The organism is Bacillus sp. MC1252 (assembly GCF_056838025.1).
Genome location: NZ_CM166369.1, coordinates 834,939 through 852,880, shown reverse-complemented (window position 1 = coordinate 852,880; position 17,942 = coordinate 834,939). Strand labels below are relative to the sequence as shown.

Annotated in this window: 24 protein-coding genes; 8 read left to right on the top strand and 16 right to left on the bottom strand. The window is 42.1% G+C overall.

The window, feature by feature from the left end:
- Positions 1-207 precede the first annotated feature (207 nt).
- Complete coding sequence (locus ACYH0L_RS04160) at positions 208-480, bottom strand: YfhJ family protein (RefSeq protein WP_099727607.1); 273 nt, start codon at positions 478-480, stop codon at positions 208-210.
- A gap of 116 nt (positions 481-596) precedes the next feature.
- On the opposite strand from ACYH0L_RS04160, the gene ACYH0L_RS04155 reads away from it, so the two are divergent.
- The gene (locus ACYH0L_RS04155; protein WP_003217849.1) at positions 597-746 is read left to right on the top strand and encodes a small, acid-soluble spore protein K; all 150 of its coding nucleotides are present in this window, start codon (positions 597-599) and stop codon (positions 744-746) included.
- Positions 747-771: 25 nt separating this feature from the next.
- Positions 772-945: a YpzG family protein gene (locus tag ACYH0L_RS04150; protein WP_008360604.1), complete on the top strand. Its 174-nt coding sequence runs from the start codon at positions 772-774 to the stop codon at positions 943-945.
- Positions 946-966: 21 nt separating this feature from the next.
- Here ACYH0L_RS04150 and ACYH0L_RS04145 read toward each other — a convergent pair whose 3' ends face one another.
- Positions 967-1,281: a YfhH family protein gene (locus ACYH0L_RS04145; RefSeq protein WP_105928239.1), complete on the bottom strand. Its 315-nt coding sequence runs from the start codon at positions 1,279-1,281 to the stop codon at positions 967-969.
- Between the two features lie 3 nt (positions 1,282-1,284).
- A complete protein-coding gene (gene recX / locus ACYH0L_RS04140) occupies positions 1,285-2,076 on the bottom strand; it encodes a recombination regulator RecX (protein ID WP_099727609.1) in 792 nt (263 codons plus the stop codon).
- A 94-nt stretch (positions 2,077-2,170) separates the two neighbouring features.
- On the opposite strand from recX, the gene ACYH0L_RS04135 reads away from it, so the two are divergent.
- The 3 genes from ACYH0L_RS04135 to ACYH0L_RS04125 all read left to right on the top strand — a co-directional run bounded on the left by ACYH0L_RS04135 (position 2,171) and on the right by ACYH0L_RS04125 (position 3,447).
- Positions 2,171-3,067 (top strand): TIGR01777 family oxidoreductase, encoded by an 897-nt coding sequence (locus ACYH0L_RS04135; protein ID WP_099727610.1) that lies wholly within the window; start codon positions 2,171-2,173, stop codon positions 3,065-3,067.
- A gap of 52 nt (positions 3,068-3,119) precedes the next feature.
- Entirely contained in the window at positions 3,120-3,230 is a 111-nt protein-coding gene (locus ACYH0L_RS04130) for a YfhE family protein (protein WP_099727611.1), read from the top strand.
- A gap of 61 nt (positions 3,231-3,291) precedes the next feature.
- Positions 3,292-3,447, top strand: a complete 156-nt coding sequence (locus ACYH0L_RS04125; RefSeq protein ID WP_099727612.1) for a YfhD family protein — start codon at positions 3,292-3,294, stop codon at positions 3,445-3,447.
- 34 nt (positions 3,448-3,481) lie between these two features.
- On the opposite strand, the gene ACYH0L_RS04120 is transcribed toward ACYH0L_RS04125, so the two are convergent.
- Positions 3,482-4,069: a nitroreductase family protein gene (locus ACYH0L_RS04120; protein ID WP_230031576.1), complete on the bottom strand. Its 588-nt coding sequence runs from the start codon at positions 4,067-4,069 to the stop codon at positions 3,482-3,484.
- 272 nt (positions 4,070-4,341) lie between these two features.
- On the opposite strand from ACYH0L_RS04120, the gene ACYH0L_RS04115 reads away from it, so the two are divergent.
- Positions 4,342-5,598: a transcriptional regulator gene (locus ACYH0L_RS04115; RefSeq protein WP_099727614.1), complete on the top strand. Its 1,257-nt coding sequence runs from the start codon at positions 4,342-4,344 to the stop codon at positions 5,596-5,598.
- A 36-nt stretch (positions 5,599-5,634) separates the two neighbouring features.
- On the opposite strand, the gene ACYH0L_RS04110 is transcribed toward ACYH0L_RS04115, so the two are convergent.
- The 3 genes from ACYH0L_RS04110 to mprF all read right to left on the bottom strand — a co-directional run bounded on the left by ACYH0L_RS04110 (position 5,635) and on the right by mprF (position 9,654).
- Positions 5,635-6,102, bottom strand: coding sequence for a thiol-disulfide oxidoreductase DCC family protein (locus ACYH0L_RS04110; RefSeq protein WP_099727615.1), 468 nt, complete (start codon positions 6,100-6,102; stop codon positions 5,635-5,637).
- Positions 6,103-6,439: 337 nt separating this feature from the next.
- Entirely contained in the window at positions 6,440-6,991 is a 552-nt protein-coding gene (locus ACYH0L_RS04105) for a thioredoxin family protein (protein ID WP_099727616.1), read from the bottom strand.
- Positions 6,992-7,083: 92 nt separating this feature from the next.
- Positions 7,084-9,654, bottom strand: coding sequence for a bifunctional lysylphosphatidylglycerol flippase/synthetase MprF (mprF, locus tag ACYH0L_RS04100; RefSeq protein WP_099727617.1), 2,571 nt, complete (start codon positions 9,652-9,654; stop codon positions 7,084-7,086).
- 168 nt (positions 9,655-9,822) lie between these two features.
- On the opposite strand from mprF, the gene ACYH0L_RS04095 reads away from it, so the two are divergent.
- Positions 9,823-10,302, top strand: coding sequence for a MarR family transcriptional regulator (locus ACYH0L_RS04095; protein WP_008341672.1), 480 nt, complete (start codon positions 9,823-9,825; stop codon positions 10,300-10,302).
- Between the two features lie 22 nt (positions 10,303-10,324).
- Here the strand turns inward: ACYH0L_RS04095 and ACYH0L_RS04090 are convergent, their stop codons facing one another.
- The 5 genes from ACYH0L_RS04090 to ACYH0L_RS04070 form a co-directional block, all read right to left on the bottom strand.
- On the bottom strand, positions 10,325-10,534 hold the full coding sequence (locus ACYH0L_RS04090; protein ID WP_482354392.1) for a hypothetical protein: 210 nt from the start codon (positions 10,532-10,534) through the stop codon (positions 10,325-10,327).
- 84 nt (positions 10,535-10,618) lie between these two features.
- Entirely contained in the window at positions 10,619-11,146 is a 528-nt protein-coding gene (locus tag ACYH0L_RS04085; protein ID WP_230031575.1) for a YfiT family bacillithiol transferase, read from the bottom strand.
- Positions 11,143-12,168 carry a zinc-binding alcohol dehydrogenase family protein gene (locus tag ACYH0L_RS04080; RefSeq protein ID WP_482354391.1) on the bottom strand — a complete coding sequence of 342 codons (1,026 nt, stop codon included), beginning with the start codon at positions 12,166-12,168 and terminating at the stop codon, positions 11,143-11,145. Before ACYH0L_RS04080 ends, ACYH0L_RS04085 begins: the two co-directional genes overlap by 4 nt.
- A gap of 693 nt (positions 12,169-12,861) precedes the next feature.
- Positions 12,862-13,617, bottom strand: a complete 756-nt coding sequence (locus tag ACYH0L_RS04075; RefSeq protein WP_256499416.1) for an anti-sigma factor — start codon at positions 13,615-13,617, stop codon at positions 12,862-12,864.
- Positions 13,614-14,180: an RNA polymerase sigma factor gene (locus tag ACYH0L_RS04070; protein ID WP_256499415.1), complete on the bottom strand. Its 567-nt coding sequence runs from the start codon at positions 14,178-14,180 to the stop codon at positions 13,614-13,616. Before ACYH0L_RS04070 ends, ACYH0L_RS04075 begins: the two co-directional genes overlap by 4 nt.
- Positions 14,181-14,537: 357 nt before the next feature.
- On the opposite strand from ACYH0L_RS04070, the gene ACYH0L_RS04065 reads away from it, so the two are divergent.
- Positions 14,538-14,864, top strand: coding sequence for a YnfA family protein (locus ACYH0L_RS04065; protein ID WP_099727624.1), 327 nt, complete (start codon positions 14,538-14,540; stop codon positions 14,862-14,864).
- Between the two features lie 62 nt (positions 14,865-14,926).
- Here ACYH0L_RS04065 and ACYH0L_RS04060 read toward each other — a convergent pair whose 3' ends face one another.
- From ACYH0L_RS04060 to ACYH0L_RS04045, 4 genes are all read right to left on the bottom strand, one after another.
- A complete protein-coding gene (locus ACYH0L_RS04060) occupies positions 14,927-15,967 on the bottom strand; it encodes an NAD(P)/FAD-dependent oxidoreductase (protein ID WP_099727625.1) in 1,041 nt (346 codons plus the stop codon).
- A 156-nt stretch (positions 15,968-16,123) separates the two neighbouring features.
- Positions 16,124-16,747 (bottom strand): rhamnogalacturonan acetylesterase, encoded by a 624-nt coding sequence (locus ACYH0L_RS04055; protein WP_482354390.1) that lies wholly within the window; start codon positions 16,745-16,747, stop codon positions 16,124-16,126.
- 151 nt (positions 16,748-16,898) lie between these two features.
- Entirely contained in the window at positions 16,899-17,363 is a 465-nt protein-coding gene (locus ACYH0L_RS04050) for a DUF6884 domain-containing protein (RefSeq protein ID WP_099727627.1), read from the bottom strand.
- Positions 17,360-17,908, bottom strand: coding sequence for a VanZ family protein (locus ACYH0L_RS04045; RefSeq protein WP_099727628.1), 549 nt, complete (start codon positions 17,906-17,908; stop codon positions 17,360-17,362). Before ACYH0L_RS04045 ends, ACYH0L_RS04050 begins: the two co-directional genes overlap by 4 nt.
- Positions 17,909-17,942: the final 34 nt, after the last annotated feature.

Here is a 17,942-nt window from a genome sequence, read left to right as displayed (position 1 = left end):
ACATGTCTCTTTAATCGTTTCATTATATCAGAGTTTTATTTCCAGTGATTTTCAGCAAGATGAATTTAATGTAATTTTAAGTTTAAACATTGTAAAAAGCCTGTAATTCCTATCACAGACTGGGTATTGTTTCATAAAATTGTTTTTACTTTAATATATTTTCCTGTTTTTTAAAAAAGATGAGTAGAAGTGAAAAGGACAACTCTTTTAGTGCAGAAGCCCTTTGTGGTTTTGTTGCAGATGCTCGTTTGCCTTTGATTGTTTATTTTGAAATAAATGCAGCTGAGCACCGTAGCTCTCAATCCATTCTTGGACAATCCGTTCTGTCGTTTCCTGTCCTTTATACTTGCGGCCTGCCTTTGCATAGGTCGTTTCAAAATCACTCCAAAGCAGCTCTACCCATGTACGTGCTTCTTCATATGTCAGCATATTGTTTTTTTCCATGAGTTGTTCTGTTAATCGCTCAAAGTATTGTTCCATGTCGGTTCCTCCTTCATCTAGCAGAAAGTGCCTTTTTAAAAAAACCTCTTTTTTCATATACTACCCTTACGTCTTCAAAAGACGCAAATGATTTGTATTGTTTGGAGGGAATCGATATGCGCAATAAAGCAAAAGGCTTTCCAAATCAAGTGAATCACAAGTTTGAAGGCGAACCAGGCGCCACAGATGCTTATGCGTCTAAAAGGCCGAATGGTGAGACGAATACACGTCCACAGGAACGTATGAGGGCATCAGGGAAACGCTAATTTTTCCAAAGGGAGTGCTTGAGATATGAGTTCAAATGGGAAATCGTATATGGCAGACTTTGTTCAACTAAGGACAACCGCTTACCCTCAACCATGGGCGAATGCAAAGCATTCTGCCTCTCAGGTCAACGGAGAAACGCAGCAAACGCAGCACGACATCGTACTTCAGAACAACGTCCGTAAACAGCGTTCGAAGTAAAGAAAAGGACTGATCATCAGATCAGTCCTTTTGCGTAAGCATTGAAATCGGCAGGGCATCTTCTTTATTTGGAGCCGACACTCTGTACCCCCAAGCAAACACCCCGTTTAGATATTCCACGTAAAATTGCTCGTCTGTGTCTTTGATTTGATAGGTCGTCTTGGTCTGAATCAATGCTGGATCTAATAAATAGGCTTTGGCCATATCAATTTTTCGCTCTAAGACGGCGTATTCATTCACAATGCCTAGCTGCTCAGCCTTTCTAGCTTTTTCAGAAAGGGCTGCAATCTCCTGCTTTAATTCATATTCTGTCATCTCACTATAGCGTTTTTCCATTTGTCATTCCCCTTTGTCTAACACGTGATCAATAGTATCGAGATCAAAGCCTTTTCGGTATAAAAATTGCTTCACTTTCATCTTCTTTTCAAAAGATCCGTCATATCCTACCTTGCGCTTTGCCTTCTCTAGCATATACAGGAGGGCTTCTTCTTCTTTTTCCTCTTCTTGTCCATCATAGGCTTCTTGAAGGGCTTTATCAATGATCGCAAACGAAAATCCCTTTCGCTGAAGCTGAAGCTTGATGCGCTGCTCGATCTCTTTTGCAGAACGATTCTTTTCTTTTCTCACCAGCTTGAGAACCTGATTGACGGCTTCCTCCAGCTGTAAGTCATCAGGATATTGCGATAGCGATTGTTCAATGGTGTCATCGTCTATGCCTTTCAGCTTTAATTCTTTTTTCAGGACGGAAGGCCCTTTGCTGTTCGTTTTCCGGTGGGTGCTCACATATGCTTCTGCAAATTCAAGATCATTTACATACTTATAATGCTTTAATTTGTGTATAATTTCACTAATAGCAGGTGCTGGTATTTCTTTTTTCGTTAAATAATCGGTGACTTCTTTCACTGATCTCATGCGGTAAGATAAATAATCGACAGCCTGCTGAAATCCTTTTTTGACAGAATCACCGAATTGAATCTCAATGATCTCTGCTTCGTCCAGCTCTTTCCCCTTTTTCAAATCGTGCTGAACGAGCACATCTAGATCAACGCTAAAGGCGTACTTTTCATCAAGAAAGATGTTCACGCGCTCTGTATTGTTTTTCTGAGCAGAAATTTTTGTAATATAAGGCATCCTGTAATCACTCCTTTTCTAAAACAGTCAGGATGTTTCTTCGGATTCAAAATTGTGAAAGATATAGGTATGTATATGAGAGGAGAGATGTCAATTGAATATCGCCATCACCGGAGGAACCGGTTTTATCGGCCAGCACGTCACAAAGGTGCTCGCAGACGAAGGACATCATCTATATATTTTAACAAGAAATCCAAAGGAATCCGAACAAAATCATTTACATTACGTGCAGTGGCTGACAGAAGGTGCTACGCCTGAACATGAATTGCCTGCCATCGATGTATGGATTAACCTTGCTGGAAAATCCATTTTCACACGCTGGACAGACAAGGCGAAAGAAGGCATTCTCTCTAGCCGTCTACAATCAACGCAAGAAGTGAGACGCATCATCGAAGCGCAGGAATCAAAACCGTCTGTGCTCATTCAAGCCAGTGCTGTCGGTATTTATGGCACTTCTAAGACAGAGGATTTTACGGAGGAAGCCCCTCCAGCCGATACAGACTTCTTAAGTCATACGTCAAAGCTTTGGGAAGCTGAGGCTCAAAAAATTGAAGCTCTCGGCATCCGTACTGTCTATACACGCTTTGGGGTTGTGTTAGGAGAAAAAGGGACACTGCCTCTGATGACCATGCCATACAAACTGTTTGCCGGTGGAACCATCGGCTCGGGGTCACAATGGGTATCGTGGGTTCACGTGGAAGATGTGGCACATCTCATTGCCTTTGCCATCCGTCATGACGCGGTATCGGGTCCACTCAATGTCACTTCTCCAAATCCTGTTCAAATGCAGCGGCTCGGACAAACCATCGCATCCGCCCTTCACCGCCCCCACTGGCTGAAGGTGCCATCCTTTGTTATCAAAACGGCACTTGGCGAAATGTCATTACTTGTTTTAAAGGGCCAGCGTGCCCTGCCGAAAAAGGCCCAGCTTTCTTCTTATGAATTTTTGCACCCTGAGCTAAAAGAAGCGATTTTACATTCAGAGGAATAAAGTTTGTCAAAAACACCCACCCTATGAAGAAACGATATGAGGGGGCAATTTGATGAAGAAAAAAGACCACCAGCCAACTTCGAAGCTGAAGAAGACCCAGGAAGTCCTGTATCAGCAGGAATTCAAAAAAGCGGAAAGAGCAGCAGAAAAAAGAAGCAAATAAGACGGATATTCCACTCCAACAAGCACATAACTATAGTGATCTTGTAAAGGAGGAGAAGGCTTTGAAAAAAGACCAACACAAAAAATCTGTCCAAGAAATCGCAGCTCAAGAGACGGATGGCGAATTTGTTGAATTTTCCAAAGAACTTGCAGATCCAAATGACGTAAAAGCAATGGCTCGTATGAAAGCAGCCGATCAGCGCGCCAAAAAACAATAAGTAAAAAAGCAGTCCCTTTCAAAAAGGGCTGCTTTTATTTAATTTCAGTAAGCAGGCTTGATGCCTTCTGACGTGATTTTTCTTCAGGGACTTCTTCTGGATAACCGATGTGAAGGATGGCTGCAAAACGCTCGTTTTCCTTTAATCCCATCTCCTGTTGAAAGCCTTTGTCGTATAAAATGCGGCCGCTCTTCCATACCATACCGATCCCTTGATCCCAAGCAAGCAGCTGGAAGTTTTGAATCAAAGCGCTCACTGCAGCAAAATCATCATTTCTCACCACTGGGTTCTCGTCTTCCTTTAATACGACAAATAATAGCGCTGGGACTTTTGTAAAGTAGTCTCTGTATTGAGTAATCTTTTCTTCCTTTGCATCTGGGTTGTTGCGTTTAAAGAAAGCAATGAAGCGCTCAACAAATGTCGCTTTTGCTTCAGCAGTTGTCGCATATAGAAAGCGCCATGGCTCAGTGATTTTATGATTTGGTGCATAGACCGCATCCTCTAATAATGGCTGAAGCTGCTCAATGGTTACTGTCGTTTCTTTGAATTTTCGAATCGATCGTCTATATCTGACAGCGTCTCGAACCGTTAACGCTTCTGTTTGTTGTTTCATGTTTGGCATATATGTCATCCTTTCAATCAATTTTAATTGAAATTGATTCTCATTCACATTATAAACATCATCACGTGCTGTTGCAAATAGAGTGTCCCTCCCCATCTGCTAAAAAGTTGTTTGAGTTTTTCAAGTAATGTTACAATCATATTACGTTTTAAACAAATTTTGAGAAAAAAGCCAAGATGATGAAATGATTTCATGTATTCCCATTTCGTCTGATTCGGTCATTTTTTCAAAAGGCTTTCAACCCATGATTGGAAGGGAGGCTTCTGGATGGAATGAAAATCAATATTGGGCAAATCATTAAACTCTATCGTTATAAACAAAATATGACCCAATCTGAATTGGCAGAAGGGATTTGTTCTGTCTCTCATTTAAGTAAAATTGAAAATGGCTCAAAGGAGGCCAATCAAGATACGATTAATCTGCTGCTTGAACGGCTTGGTATCAGCCAAGAAACGCTGTCGCAAAAGGCGCGTCACCTGCTGTCACTCTTGGATGAGTTTCAAATGAATATGTATTTCTATGCACTCGATCAGGCTGAACAAAATGCAGAAATGATCATTCAACACGAGGAACAGTTCTTTTCGCTAGATTTAGGAATTCAGTATCATTTGTCCTTATTTCAATTTTATTTATTAACGGAAAAACAGCCGCTTGCCTTAAAAACACACCGCGTGCTCAAAAAGTTTGAAAAAACCTTTATTGAAACGGAAAAAGAAATTTTTGAATATCTAGATGGCATCCATCAGATTAAAAATGGTCAACTTGAAGAAGGGCTGAAAAAACTTGAAAGCTGCTTTTCCTACGCGTCTGTTGAACAAAGTGACCTGTATTATCACTATGCAAAAGCACTTGGAAATATGGGACATCTTGGTGATGCGCTTGAAGCCACACATCAAGCGATGGATTTATATAGACAAAAGAACAATTTCAAGCGGATCATTCACTGTACACTCATTCATGGCGTGATCTCACTGGAACTAAAAGCTTTTCAAACAGCTAAGAAATATTTAAAAGAAGTGATTTTGCACACTTCCCTTCACCCTGATGCCTATATTAAAATGACGGCTTATTTTTATTATGGGGTGCTCTTAAAACGTGAAGGTGATTTCTCTTCAGCTGTGCCTTATTTACTAGATTCACTCAATTACTTTAATCAAGAACAGATAGAAGATCGTTACTGTGAAACGCTATATGAAATTGCGACATTGTATGCTGAATATGATCGTAAAAAGGCGCTTCCTTACATACACGAGCTGTTAAAACAGCCTCGTATTCAGCCAAACTGTTTATATATGATTAAAATATATAAATTGATGATTGAGGAGAATCCTCATGATTTGAAAACATATTTAGCCGAAGCAGCCATTCCTTATTTTGAACACAATCAGCTGCACAGTGAGTACTTGTTTGCTCTTAGAACCTTGCTTTCCTATGCAGCTTCTGAGCTTGACGAACGTGCGTATATGTCCTACACGGGGAAGCTGCTTGATCACTTAGCGTCATATGTGCCCTATTACAAAAAAGCATGACCTTCTGCCGATCGAAGGTCATGCTTTTTCTATTCATTAAATGGTTTTTTGCTGATCTGTATCAGGACGGGTGACTTGTTCGACAGAATGAATATATCGTTTTCTCGCAAAATAATCATACGCATGCTGTCCAAATCCTAGCCAAATGCTGAGCATAATGAATGGGACCGTTCCCCATAATGCAGGGATGTTATAAGCAATACGCAGCAAAGTATAGATCCCTGAATTTTTCTGATTTTTGGCTAAGGAAATAGAGACGATTCGTTTTTCTGCCTTCTCTTCACTTATTTTATTCAGCCTCAGCAGCTGTGAATGTCTAAATGATTCAAAGTGTATACGGTTCTTCCAATCAAGTGATTTTAACAGGTCAATCGCTTTTGCACATGTAGGACTTTGTCCATCATAAAACACAAGCAGCCTGAGTGATTTGATGGAACGCTGTTCTCTTTTTTTTGATTCAGCGAGCTTTTTCTTTTCTTGGTCGAGATAAATGATTTTTTTCATAGATTGATCGCCAGCCCTTTTCCGTCATTTGTTTTTTTAGTTCGTTCAAAGGAGATTACAATTAGATTACTATAGTTGCTGGGCCTCTTGTATTGGGAAAAAGCAAACCAACGTGCGTTATATGAGCCTTTAGATAAGGGCAAAATTGATGATTTCATGGCATATATGAGGTTTTTCAACTAAAAGTGGTTGGGAAAATCGTGGTGCTTTGCGGTTTTCTGCGGTATTTGATAGAAATCTGCGGTTTTTCTACAACTTTATTCGGTGTTTTGTAGGTGAAACGCAAAAACAAGATAAAAAAAGACTACTTCCCATTGCGGCGAAGTAGTCTTTTGGTTTATATTTTTGCCAAAACTTCTACTATTTCTTTCTCAATATCTTTCCATAAGTAACGATCTGTCGTATAGTGATGAGCGGCTTCTTTCGCAAAAACTTTAAATGCTTCTTCAAAGTCAGGTGCATCCTTGTCCGGTTTTTTCTCGTCGACAAAGCGCTGCGCTTCTGCTGAGCGAGGTCCCCATTTCCCCACTTCATTCCCATCCTGATCAATGATGACGATAATCGGAATAGATCTTGCGGTCCCGTTCGTTAAATACTGATCCATCAGGTCTAGATGCTCGTCCCGAATGAAATAGCGCGCATCAATGAGTGCTTCACTCGCGATACGCATGAAAATCGGTACATTGACCATCGCATCCCCGCACCAATCCGCTGTGATGACAAGCGCTCTTAGCTTTTTCTTTTGCAGCCGTTGAAGCAGCTCTTTTTCTTTTTGATGAATTGTGTACTGGTTGTACACCGTGAGCAGATTTTCACGGTTTTTCTCCATGTTGTGTACATATGTACGTTCAGCTAATCCCTTTATAAACCATTCATTCAATGTCGTCATTTTAACATCCCCCTTACCCTTCAACTTTACCACTTTTGCTATTCTTTTGTCTAAAAAAAACCTTCACCTAGTGAAAGGTAAAGGTTTTTGATTTATTGACGCCGTTTCCGATTTGGGTCCATCCCAATCAGTTTAGTGACAAGCACCATGGTGACAGCTAGTGACGTATTCTTTTTATACGCTAAATATTTCCCGTGCCATTCGGGTTTATATTTCTGTTTAAACGACCGTAATCCGCTGAAACTATACATATATCTGACGTTATTGTAGATGACACTCGCCAAACGTTCTGTGAGGAACGACTGATGGAACGTCCCTACATTTGATAAAGGCGCCATTCCCATGTTAAAGGATTTGTAGCCTTTTTCTTTCCCCCATTGAAAAAGGTGGATGAACAGCGCATCCATCATTCCGTTCGGTGCATCATGCATATGACGCATTAAGTCGATGGATATTTCTCCTTCTTGGTACATCGGCATTAATGACACAAAGGAAATGATCTGTCCCTTTTCATCCTTTAAGATCGCAATCGGTGCTTTTTGAAGATAGTCTTCATGAAAGTAGCCGAGAGAAAATCCTTTTTCTTTTTTCTTTCCAAGCCAGCTGTCAGAGATCTGTTTTAAGGTAGAAATAAATTCATTTGAAAAGGGTGGTTCCACCATCTCAAAGGTATAGCCTTCTCGTTCAAACTTATTAGCGACAGCTCGTAAATTTGATTTTTTCTTACCTGATAGAGAAAACGTTTCTAAGTCGACCATGGCTTCTTCTCCAAGCTTAAAAAAGTGAAAACCTAAGTCATGATAGAGAGCCATCCCTTCTCGTTCTACTTGGTAAAAAGCGACACGATAGCCTGCTTTTTCGGTCTGCTGCAAAAACTCTTCAAGTACAAGTGGATAAGACGCTTTACGTCCAGATGGATCTCCGAGCACAATGACGCAGCGGCCAATTCGGCCAAACTGTAGCATCGCCTCTCCATCACTTGAGAAAAACAGCTTTTTGTCTCCTAAAAAGCCAAGATGACTGAGGGCATTTCCTCCCTTTTCTTCTAAAAACGCGTTTAATTTTTCTTCATCTGCCTCTTCTCCAATTGGAAATGCCTTTTTATTAAAAATCAATTTACTAATGAAAAAGAAAAGCGGTACACCGATTAAAGCAATCACGCTTGTCATCGTGATATGCCGTTCATTATGAACCAAATAGTCCTTGCTCAAGAAATGCCCGATTTTTGTCCAAATAAAGTTGCCAATGACATTATAGTTAAACAAAACGAGTAAATATCCGGCGGCAGCCGCCACAAACTGATACAAGGAATACGGCGCCTGCTGCTTCACAAATTGATGTCGAAGAGAGAAAAACACCGCCATGATGACTGGCAAAATAAAGATTAGACTCAGGTTAAACCCTTTTAACAAAGTAAACACAAAGCCGCCAGCTAAGGCAATCATCGTCAGCACGTAAGATCTTTTTGTCCGTTTATACACTTCTATGGACAAAATCATCAGAATGATCCCAAACATTAAAGAAAGACCATTAAATCCCGATAACAGAAAGCGTGGAATGCTGGTAATCACGCCTAACCGATCAACAGGAAGCACAACGGAAGCCATAATGAGCAGGCCGCTTCCTAACGTTAAAATGGATAAAGATCCGTACAACAAGCGGATTAATAGGGCGCGGTGTAAGACAATTAAGACGTTCGTTGTTTCAATGGCAGGTGCCATCCTCGGATTGCCTTCAAGACGTCTAAGCGTCGTTCCCGTTAAATCATATGCAGCCAGACATAGTCCAAGGATAAACGGGAAAATCGAGTACACGAAGCGGTACAATACTAGCGCCGTCAGCACCATCTCTTTGTCAAAACCAATGTATTGCATGCTGAGTAAAAAGATCAAATCAAATGAACCAAATCCGCCCGGAACCATACTGATTAAACCACCGATTGATGCAATCGCAAACACGCCTAATACAATACGGACATCGACGTTCATCCCCATTGAGACGACAGCCATGTACATGACAAGACCTGCTGCCAGCCATTCTAAAAACGATGCGCCGATATAAGCGTAGATCGGGTGCTTCAGTCCATTTTCACCGCTCTCAATCGAGCTTTTTCGAACCGAGGCCATGATGATGTAAATTGGCACAATACAGGCAAAGATAATGACAAATGCCCATAACCACGGCTCCTGACTAATAATACTTTCAACAGGCAGAACCCTGACCAAGATCAAATCACTGAAAATAGATAAGCCCAAAAGGACAGACGATGTCAAAAGGGCAATGCCTTTCAGCAGTTTTTTCGTATCTGTTATGTACTCTTTGTATAGAAGCGTTCTGAGCCCTGCTCCCGATAAGCCGCCGAAACCAAGTACACTGTTAAAGGAGTTCGCAATCCAAGAAATGCGAATCGTTTTCCAGCCGCTGATTGGCATGTTAAGGCTTCTTCTTAAAATAAAATCATATAAGGACATCGATAAAACCGCGACAAGTCCAAGAAAGACAAGAATAAACAAGTCCATTCGATTCAAGCTGTCAATAATATAAAAAGTCTTTTTAATGGAAAGGCCGCTCAGCTCCTGCTTGGCGACAAAAATTAAGACAAGGATGATCACGATCGGAAAGAGCATTTTTAAGATCGTCATACCCGTTTTTTTGTTCCACATGTTTTTCCCAACTTTCTAGGTTGCTTCATTTATTTCAACTGAACATTATTATACAACAAATACCACTTGATTCATGCAGTTTAACATTCAAAAGCTTGATGATACTTTCAATTAGAAGGGAAAATCAGTAATATAAAGAAAAGAGCCGCTTAAAGGAAGTGAACAAGCGTGGAATATAATATTCATGACACCACCGTACTAAAAGAAGAAATTCTATCTCCTGAGGAAAAAAAGACATGGGTGCTCTATATGAAAGTGCTCACTGCTGCAGGACTTGGAGATGTTTCTGAATGGATGAAGCTTGATATGAGTATGCCTCAAATGAAGGTGCTCATGCTGCTCAATAACCATGGCTCTCTCAAGGTATCCGAAATTGCTGAAAAAATGGGGGCTTCTTTGTCCAATATGACTGGCCTGCTTGACCGTTTAGAACAGTCTAACTTTGTCGAGCGAAAGCATTCTGAGCGTGACCGGCGAATCATTGTTGTAGAACTGACAGAGGAAGCCAAAAATATTTTCAGAAGTATTTATCAAAAAGGACACGAAAAAATTAAAAATTCCCTGCAACGGCTCAATGATGAGGAAAAAGAAAAAGTCAATGAAGGTCTAGCCATTTTAGAAAAGGCACTACGTCCTGAACGAGGCTAAAAATGAAAAGGAAAAAAGACGGTCACTTGAGGTCCGTCTTTTTTATTTCTTCTACTTGTCGATCTGGGGTGAAGAGATATTGACGAATGACTTCCCTGTCATCCCATAAGAGATAACCTACACCGATGATGAGAAAAATGATGCTGATCCATGTCCCACCAGGCAGCAGATGTTCAAGTTCCTCAATCGTTCTTTCTGAGCCTAAGCTGTTACTATAGCGTATCTCAAACAAAACGTATTTTGCTATTTAAAACAATGCCGCCATACAGATAAACATGGCGCCGAAAATTCTTCTACCAGACATGTGTCTACTCCTTTAATTCCACTGATTTCTTTTGATTAATTCCGTCACATGGGCAAGGTGGTGCTGTGAATGCCAGACGTACATTCCTGTTGCATCATATAAAGACACCGTTTGTTGATCGGCTGGATGATAATAAGCAGCGCTAAAGTCTTCCTCTGTCATCCCGCGAAGCAGGGTGACCCACCTGCGATGCAGACTGCTGATCAAGGACAGTGATAGGCTGATGGGTGCCTTACTATCTGGAAGGGAGGCAAATCCCTCCTGATCATATGGACGTATGTGCGGTGTAACTTCTGTGAGAGCGAGTTTGAATCGCAAGTAAGCATTCAGATGGCTGTCCGCTACGTGATGAATGAGCTGACGGACGGTCCATCCTCCCGGCCGATACGGTGTATCCAGCTGAGCATCTGCCAACTGTGCAGTCACCTCTTCATACCGTTGAGGAATCGCAGCCAACTGATCGATCCATGCCTCAAGTTGTTCTTTCGTTTGTGTTTCAACCGGTTCATATAAGCCAATCGGATATTGTAATGACGTCATATGCTGTCCCCTCTCTCAAACCCTTCTAGCACAAATTTACCAATCATCTTCCCTTGCTCAAGCGTTTGATGTGCCTGTTTCAAATTGGCGGCATTGATCGGGCTGAGTACCTTTGTTAAAGTATGCGTTAATTTTCCCTGTTCAAATAACTTGCTCGCTTCAGTTAAAAGCTCGTGCTGCTTGATCATATCCGCTGTTTCGTACATAGGCCGTGTGAACATGAATTCCCACACAAATGCAGCACTTTTGTTTTTGAGCAATTGAATGTCTAGATGGTGTTGATTTTCAACAATGGTACAGATCGTGCCTTGAGGTTTAATGGCTTCTGTCATGCCTTTAAAATGCCCGTCTGTATCATTTAAGCATAAAACGAAATCCACTTCGCCAATCCCTTTTTCCTGAAGCTGCGTGAAGAGCGGCTCATGATGGTCAATGATATGATCGGCCCCTAATGACAGACACCATTCTTTTGTTTCTGGTCTTGATGCGGTGGCGATCACGGTTGCCTTCGCCAATTTGGCCAGCTGAATGGCAATCGAGCCCACCCCGCCTGCACCACCGATGATAAGCAGTGTCGAGCCTTCTGCATTTCGCTTGACATGCATCCGGTCAAATAAAGCCTCATATGCCGTAATCGTTGTAAGAGGAATCGCTGCTGCTTCTGCAAAAGAGAGATTTGCAGGCTTTTTCGCCACAATGCGCTCATCCACAAGCTGGTACTCACTATTTGAGCCTTGACGCGTGATATCTCCTGCGTAGTACACGTGGTCACCAGGCTGAAACAACGTACAATCTTCGCCTACTTCAACAACCGTTCCGCTTGCATCGTAGCCAAGAATTTTCAGTTCTTCTTCCTTCTGATCCTTCGGTGACCTCACCTTTGTATCAACTGGATTCACCGACACAGCCTCTACCTTCACCAGTATATCTCTGCCAGCTGCTTGAGGCTTTGCTACCTCCTGATCAATCAGGCTTTGCTCATGCTCAATCGGCAAGTACTCAAATAGTCCAACTGCTTTCACTCGCTCGCACTCCCTTTCTCCATGCTTCTTTTCCACATTTTATCATAATTTTCTGATGTTTATAGGTGGATCAACGGAGCGATTGCACATTTATGACCTCTTCAAAGCCTTTCGCTCCCTCACAATATAAGAAGGACGAGCCTTTTTCAAAGAAGGAACATAAGTGAACCAGCTGTTGGACTTAAAGAATAGTTGGACGTAATAAAACTGAATGTGATGCAGGGAAAAGATGATCAATAGAAAAATAGTGAATGAGAGGGTAAAGTTATCTGCCCCTCCCTGTATCCATTCGCTGATCCAGAGAATGACAAAACCGATTATCATGAGCTGTTCGAGCCTTTGCACGATCTGGACAAAGACATGTCCCCGCTTGGATAGGTCGCCTGACTGACGCTTTCGGATGTGTCTCGATTTGTAAAACCACACGATACTTCCTACTAGATTATGAGTTATAAAAAGAGCGATCAAAACAATAAATAAAGGGGATGGCACAAAAAGGGCTTTTACCATGAATGGAATCACCAAAGAGTACAAAGCGATAAATGCGTATCTGAATGATAAGAGAAATAGTTGTTTTTCTGTGTATGGTTGCATGTGTTTCACCTCTACTGTACTACGTCTCCTTTTTTAAAAGGTTCCCTTGGCCTATTAAAAAAGGACGCCCTTCAAAAGGCATCCTTTCAATAACAAACTTTAAAATGCGGCACTTAGTACGACAGGACCTTGCGGAAGCTGGTTATCCTTTTTGGGTTCAAGGGTGACAGCCACTGTATCCCATGATTCGCTTGCTTCTTTTTCAGATAACGCATAGGTGACCGTGCCTTCCCCTTTGCTGTCTGTTTTAAAAGCTCCGGCTGGAACCGGCTGATCTCCTTTAATGAGCCATACTTGATAAACAGCAGATGAATCAAGCTGACCTTTTAACCCGTCTGCACTCACAACAAGCTCTTTTTTGCCGTTATGCTCGATCACTGAAAAAGCACCCGTTGTTTTTGGTGATGCGGCAGATGCCAGTGACTTTGTCGCAACAACGCTTACAGGTTCTTCCGCTTGTTCTTTTCCATTCGTCAGGAAATACACGTTTCCAGCTGCAGACATGAGAAACAGTGCGGCAACGAGTGGCAATAGCCATTGGTTTCGCTTCTTTTGCGGCGGTTTGATCTCGTTTCGTTCAGATACGACCCCGAGCTCTTTTTTCTTGTCGGTCTTTTCTGCGACTGTCTCTGACGTCTCATCTTCAAACACTTGGGATAAAATGCGATCTTTCATCCCCGCCGGAGGTGTTTGGTCACCAGCTAGAAACGGAATGTCAGACATGAGAGATGTCAGTTCTTCAAGCTCTTCTTTGCAAGCCGAGCAGTGCTTGATGTGCTCTTCAAATTGCGCCTTCTCTTCTCCTTGTAAATGCCCGTTGAAATAATCAATGACTTGATGTTTACACTGAGTCATGCCTCTTCCTCCTTTCCTCCGCGAGACAGTCTCGTTCGTAAATGCTTCAATGACAATCGAACCCTTCCCTTCACCGTTCCAATGGGAATGCCTAGCTTTTCTGCAATGCTCTTTTGTGTCAGTCCTTTAAAATAGACATCTTCTATGATGGTTTGCTGTTCTTTTGACAATGTAGATACTGCTTCACGTATGATTTGTTTTTCCTCGTTCCATTCTACTTCTTTTGACACATCTTCTTGATGATCTGCTAAGTATTCGATATGTTCATCTTCCAGTGCTGTTTCGTTCCGGTGTTTTCTTAGGAGATCAATGGCTGTGTTGCGTGACATCATGAATAACCACGAGGAGAATTTCCCTTTATCCATATTGTATTCTCCTATGCCGCGCCAAAGCTTGATAAAGACTTCTTGAAGCACTTCCTCGGCCAGCTCACGGTTTCCAGTCATTTTATAAATAAACGAATATAATACACGTTCATAACGATCGTACAACATTTCAAGCGAAGGCTTGTGACGATCATATTTGATCTTGTGATACAGCTCAAAGTCCTTCAGTGTGTCCATGGTCCTCTCCTTCCTTTTTCATGAGAAAGAGCATGCTGCATTCATCATGAAATCCTTCACGTATTGCTATATCACGAGATTACAGTGATAAGCCTACTTTGTACTTTACTCTTTTTTTAAGGAGAAAAAAAGAGCGCTGAAAAAGGAAGTGTGCTCCTCATGAGAATGTACTTACTTTACGAACTGATAGACCATTTGGATCACTTATGCCAAAAGAGTCAAGAATCCATGTGTTACCGTTCACTGTTCAGTTGATTTTAGCAAACTCTCGCCAGTCTCTCAATTCAAATTGGATAGAACGCATTCTTTGATCATGTCATAATAGAACGTAAAATAGGAGAACTGGAGTGTCCGTAAATGATTGTAACGATTGTCCTTTTTCTATTAGCTGGTTTAGCTGAAATTGGCGGCGGCTATCTTGTCTGGCTTTGGCTGCGTGAAGCAAAACCTGTCAGCTATGGAATCGCCGGCAGCCTCATCCTCGTCGCTTATGGGGTCATCCCTACCTTCCAGCAGTTCCCGACCTTTGGACGAGTTTATGCGGCCTATGGCGGTGTGTTTGTTGTTCTTGCTGTGTTTTGGGGCTGGTGGGTCGATCGTAAAACACCTGATTTCTACGACTGGATAGGTGCTTTGATCTGTTTGGCAGGAGTCAGTGTGATGTTATTTGCGCCCCGCAGTTAATAGCCCCATATAAAAAGTGCTGCCACATGCGGGCAGCACTTTTATGATGTTATTTGAATGATTTAACGAGCTCCAGCCGTTTGCAGTTCTTTGTTTTTCTCTTTAAAGCGTTCATTATGGGAAGAGACGTACGCCACTTTTTCGGCTTCTGGTTCGATGTAAAGCTTTGCGCTATTCAACGCATTTACTCCGTCAACAAACGTACCAGCAATTAAACGAACTTTGCTTTTGTGTGTACATAAATCGCCTACCGCATATACGCCGGGTAAATTGGTTTCCATATTTTCATTGACCTCGATCAATCCCCATTCACCTTGCTTTAAGCCCCATTCTGATAGAACACTTAAATCACCTTTCATGCCATGATTGACGATGACAGCGTCTGTTTCAATTCGCTCGATGTCACCTGTCTCTAAATGCTGAATCGTGACAGCATCAATTTTGTCACCTTGACCGTGAAGCTCTGTCAGTTCATGCGGTGTTAAAATTCGTGCACAAGATGCCTTCATGTTGGCGACGTTTTTCTCATGTCCGCCAAACATGTCACGGCGATGCACAACGGTGACACTTTCAGCAATTGAAACAAGGGCATTTGCCCAATCAACAGCTGAGTCGCCTCCTCCAGAGATGACTACTCGCTTCCCTGCAAATGTCTTGAGCTCCTGCACTGTGTAATACAGGTTTGTCACCTCATAACGGTCTGCATGCTCGATTTCAAGTTTCCGCTGGACTGGGATCCCATGACCCATGGCTAATATGAGGGTCTTTGTCAAATGACGGTCGCCATTTTCAGCCGTCAGCAAGATGTGATCATTCTCTACGCGCTCGAATTTCGTCATTTTTTGATTCAGCGCAATCTCGGGTTCAAATGTTTTCGCCTGCGTCTCGAGCTGCTGAATCAGCTGTTCTCCTCTTGTTGGCGGCAAACCGCCCACATCCCAAATGACTTTTTCAGGATACAGAAGGATTTTTCCGCCAAGGCTTTCGTTGTACTCAAGTACCTTCGTCTTTAAGTCCCGCATCCCACTATAAAAGGCGGTGTACATTCCTGCTGGACCGCCGCCAATAATTGTGACGTCAAACAATTCAAGCTGATCTGTCATTTGAGTCCCTCCAGTTGTTTTTCATCGTTCGATCTATTTATAAGTGATATTGATTCTCATTATCATATGTATCTATTGTAGTCTACTCTGGTTACGGGAATCAATAGCTTTCTGCAAAAAAAGAACAGGACGAGCGCTCGCTCGTCCTGCCGTCCATCATACAATGGTTAAACCAAGGTCCTTTAGTTCAAGAGAAACAAGTCTTGCAATCGCATCTGCTCCTTCTTTTGTAAAATGCGTGCGATCTTCAGTTGACAGCATAAAGAAAGAAGTCGTTTTCTCAATGCCGGAAATTTGATAAAACTGAAGACTTGCGGTATTTAAATCCACGAGAAGAACCTCTTCTTCATCGGCTAGTTCTTTCATAGCGGCACAGTAATCAGGGAAATCATTGATATATTCTCCGTCTTTTTCATGAAAACGGCCGACAGGGGTTAATAAAAGCGGGGTTGCCCCTTTCGCTCTTGCTCCGTGAATATATTGAGACAAGTAGCTTTTATACGTTGTAAAAGGCTCTGTATGCCGCTCTGGCTTATCCTTTGAAGCATCATTGTGCCCCATTTGTGTGAAAAGCCAGTCTCCCGGCTGAATCTCAGCCAATATGGCATCAAGGCGTCCTTCTTCAATGAATGTTTTTGAGCTTCTTCCACCGATTGCCCGGTTCTCGACTTTGACATCATGCGCGGTATAGCGGTGTAAAAACTCTCCCCATCCTCCTTGAACAGGACGATCTGGGTAAGATGAAACGGTTGAATCACCAGCTAAATAGATGGTTGTCATGTTCATACGCCCCCTTTGTCATTGAACCACCTCTTATGAGCGATGCAGACATCCTGGTGGCTGCTGAAAAGATAAGAAACAATCAGCATCGCTACTTCAATCATTCTCTTTTTGATGATGAAAACCCTGCTTACTGGGAGATGTGAATGAGTTAAATATGCGGCGGAAGTTCTATTTTTGTCTCAACGGCTCTCTTTAACGCCTGAAGCATATAACCAATTCCTTTATATGGAGCCAGCGGATAATTCGCTTTTTGATGAGGATGTAATAAAGGGTCGATCACTTTTCGATATTTCTTTCCACCTAGTATCACAAACTCATCATAGGCGGACAGATTTTTCTCATGAAATTGATGACTCAGTTCTTCTCGTGTCACCTGTTCAGCATGCGGCGTGCCAAATGCCACATCGTAATTTTCATGAACGAAATCATCTGCCTTTAAGAATCCGTGCTTTGCTGATAAAATCAGCCAGTCTGCAAAAAATGTTTGAGCGTAGCTTTTCGTACGCTGATGCAGCGGGCTTAAGTATACAAGGTTCGCCGGCTGGCTTCCTGCCTCTGGATTCACGTCCCATATTTTCTTAGCGCCACATGGAATGATACATACTCGCTTCACCTGATTTTCTCCTTCCTTCGTCGATACATCTGATACAAAGTGCAGCCTAGCGCTGTGCCAAGTGTATTTAAGAGGATATCATCAATATCGCTGCTTCTTGTAATCATACCAGATTGCGAGAACATCCATTGAAGTACTTCGATCATTGCTGACAAGATCAAGCCGGCTAAAATCGCCTTTTGCCAGCGCATTGTCCGAAAGGCTTGATAAAGAAAAAAACCGAGTGGCACAAATAATAAAATGTTCCCTGCCAAATTCAAAAAGACGAGATTTGGATAACCGTGATGGTAGGCGTGAAGATTTTGATAAATAGATTGTAAAGGAATGAGATTGACACTCACCTGATCCCTTGGTGCAGAGAAACGATTCGGAAAGACCGTCAAATATAATAAAACATTCGTATAAACAAACAGACAGGCAAGGACCATTTCTGTTCGCAAATAGATAAAGCGTTTGTGCCTTTTTGCCTGTCTGTATCTCATATGTATATATAGCGGGACGAGCAGGAGGAAATAAGCCATTGAAAACATAGCGCTCGATGTCATACGGAGAGCTGCCCCTTTCTCACATAATGCTTGA

Bases quoted from the DNA above. Each gene is read 5' to 3' on its own strand.
- ACYH0L_RS04155 (WP_003217849.1), top strand. From the start codon at position 597: ATGCGCAATAAAGCAAAAGGCTTTCCAAATCAAGTGAATCACAAGTTT.
- ACYH0L_RS04045 (WP_099727628.1), bottom strand. From the start codon at position 17,908: ATGACATCGAGCGCTATGTTTTCAATGGCTTATTTCCTCCTGCTCGTC.
- ACYH0L_RS04110 (WP_099727615.1), bottom strand. From the start codon at position 6,102: ATGAAAAAAATCATTTATCTCGACCAAGAAAAGAAAAAGCTCGCTGAA.
- ACYH0L_RS04160 (WP_099727607.1), bottom strand. From the start codon at position 480: ATGGAACAATACTTTGAGCGATTAACAGAACAACTCATGGAAAAAAAC.
- ACYH0L_RS04065 (WP_099727624.1), top strand. From the start codon at position 14,538: ATGATTGTAACGATTGTCCTTTTTCTATTAGCTGGTTTAGCTGAAATT.
- ACYH0L_RS04145 (WP_105928239.1), bottom strand. From the start codon at position 1,281: ATGGAAAAACGCTATAGTGAGATGACAGAATATGAATTAAAGCAGGAG.
- mprF (WP_099727617.1), bottom strand. From the start codon at position 9,654: ATGTGGAACAAAAAAACGGGTATGACGATCTTAAAAATGCTCTTTCCG.
- ACYH0L_RS04120 (WP_230031576.1), bottom strand. From the start codon at position 4,069: ATGCCAAACATGAAACAACAAACAGAAGCGTTAACGGTTCGAGACGCT.
- ACYH0L_RS04115 (WP_099727614.1), top strand. From the start codon at position 4,342: ATGAAAATCAATATTGGGCAAATCATTAAACTCTATCGTTATAAACAA.
- ACYH0L_RS04130 (WP_099727611.1), top strand. From the start codon at position 3,120: ATGAAGAAAAAAGACCACCAGCCAACTTCGAAGCTGAAGAAGACCCAG.
- ACYH0L_RS04075 (WP_256499416.1), bottom strand. From the start codon at position 13,617: ATGACTCAGTGTAAACATCAAGTCATTGATTATTTCAACGGGCATTTA.
- recX (WP_099727609.1), bottom strand. From the start codon at position 2,076: ATGCCTTATATTACAAAAATTTCTGCTCAGAAAAACAATACAGAGCGC.
- ACYH0L_RS04060 (WP_099727625.1), bottom strand. From the start codon at position 15,967: ATGACAGATCAGCTTGAATTGTTTGACGTCACAATTATTGGCGGCGGT.
- ACYH0L_RS04150 (WP_008360604.1), top strand. From the start codon at position 772: ATGAGTTCAAATGGGAAATCGTATATGGCAGACTTTGTTCAACTAAGG.
- ACYH0L_RS04070 (WP_256499415.1), bottom strand. From the start codon at position 14,180: ATGGACACACTGAAGGACTTTGAGCTGTATCACAAGATCAAATATGAT.
- ACYH0L_RS04105 (WP_099727616.1), bottom strand. From the start codon at position 6,991: ATGACGACATTGAATGAATGGTTTATAAAGGGATTAGCTGAACGTACA.
- ACYH0L_RS04055 (WP_482354390.1), bottom strand. From the start codon at position 16,747: ATGACAACCATCTATTTAGCTGGTGATTCAACCGTTTCATCTTACCCA.
- ACYH0L_RS04085 (WP_230031575.1), bottom strand. From the start codon at position 11,146: ATGACGTCATTACAATATCCGATTGGCTTATATGAACCGGTTGAAACA.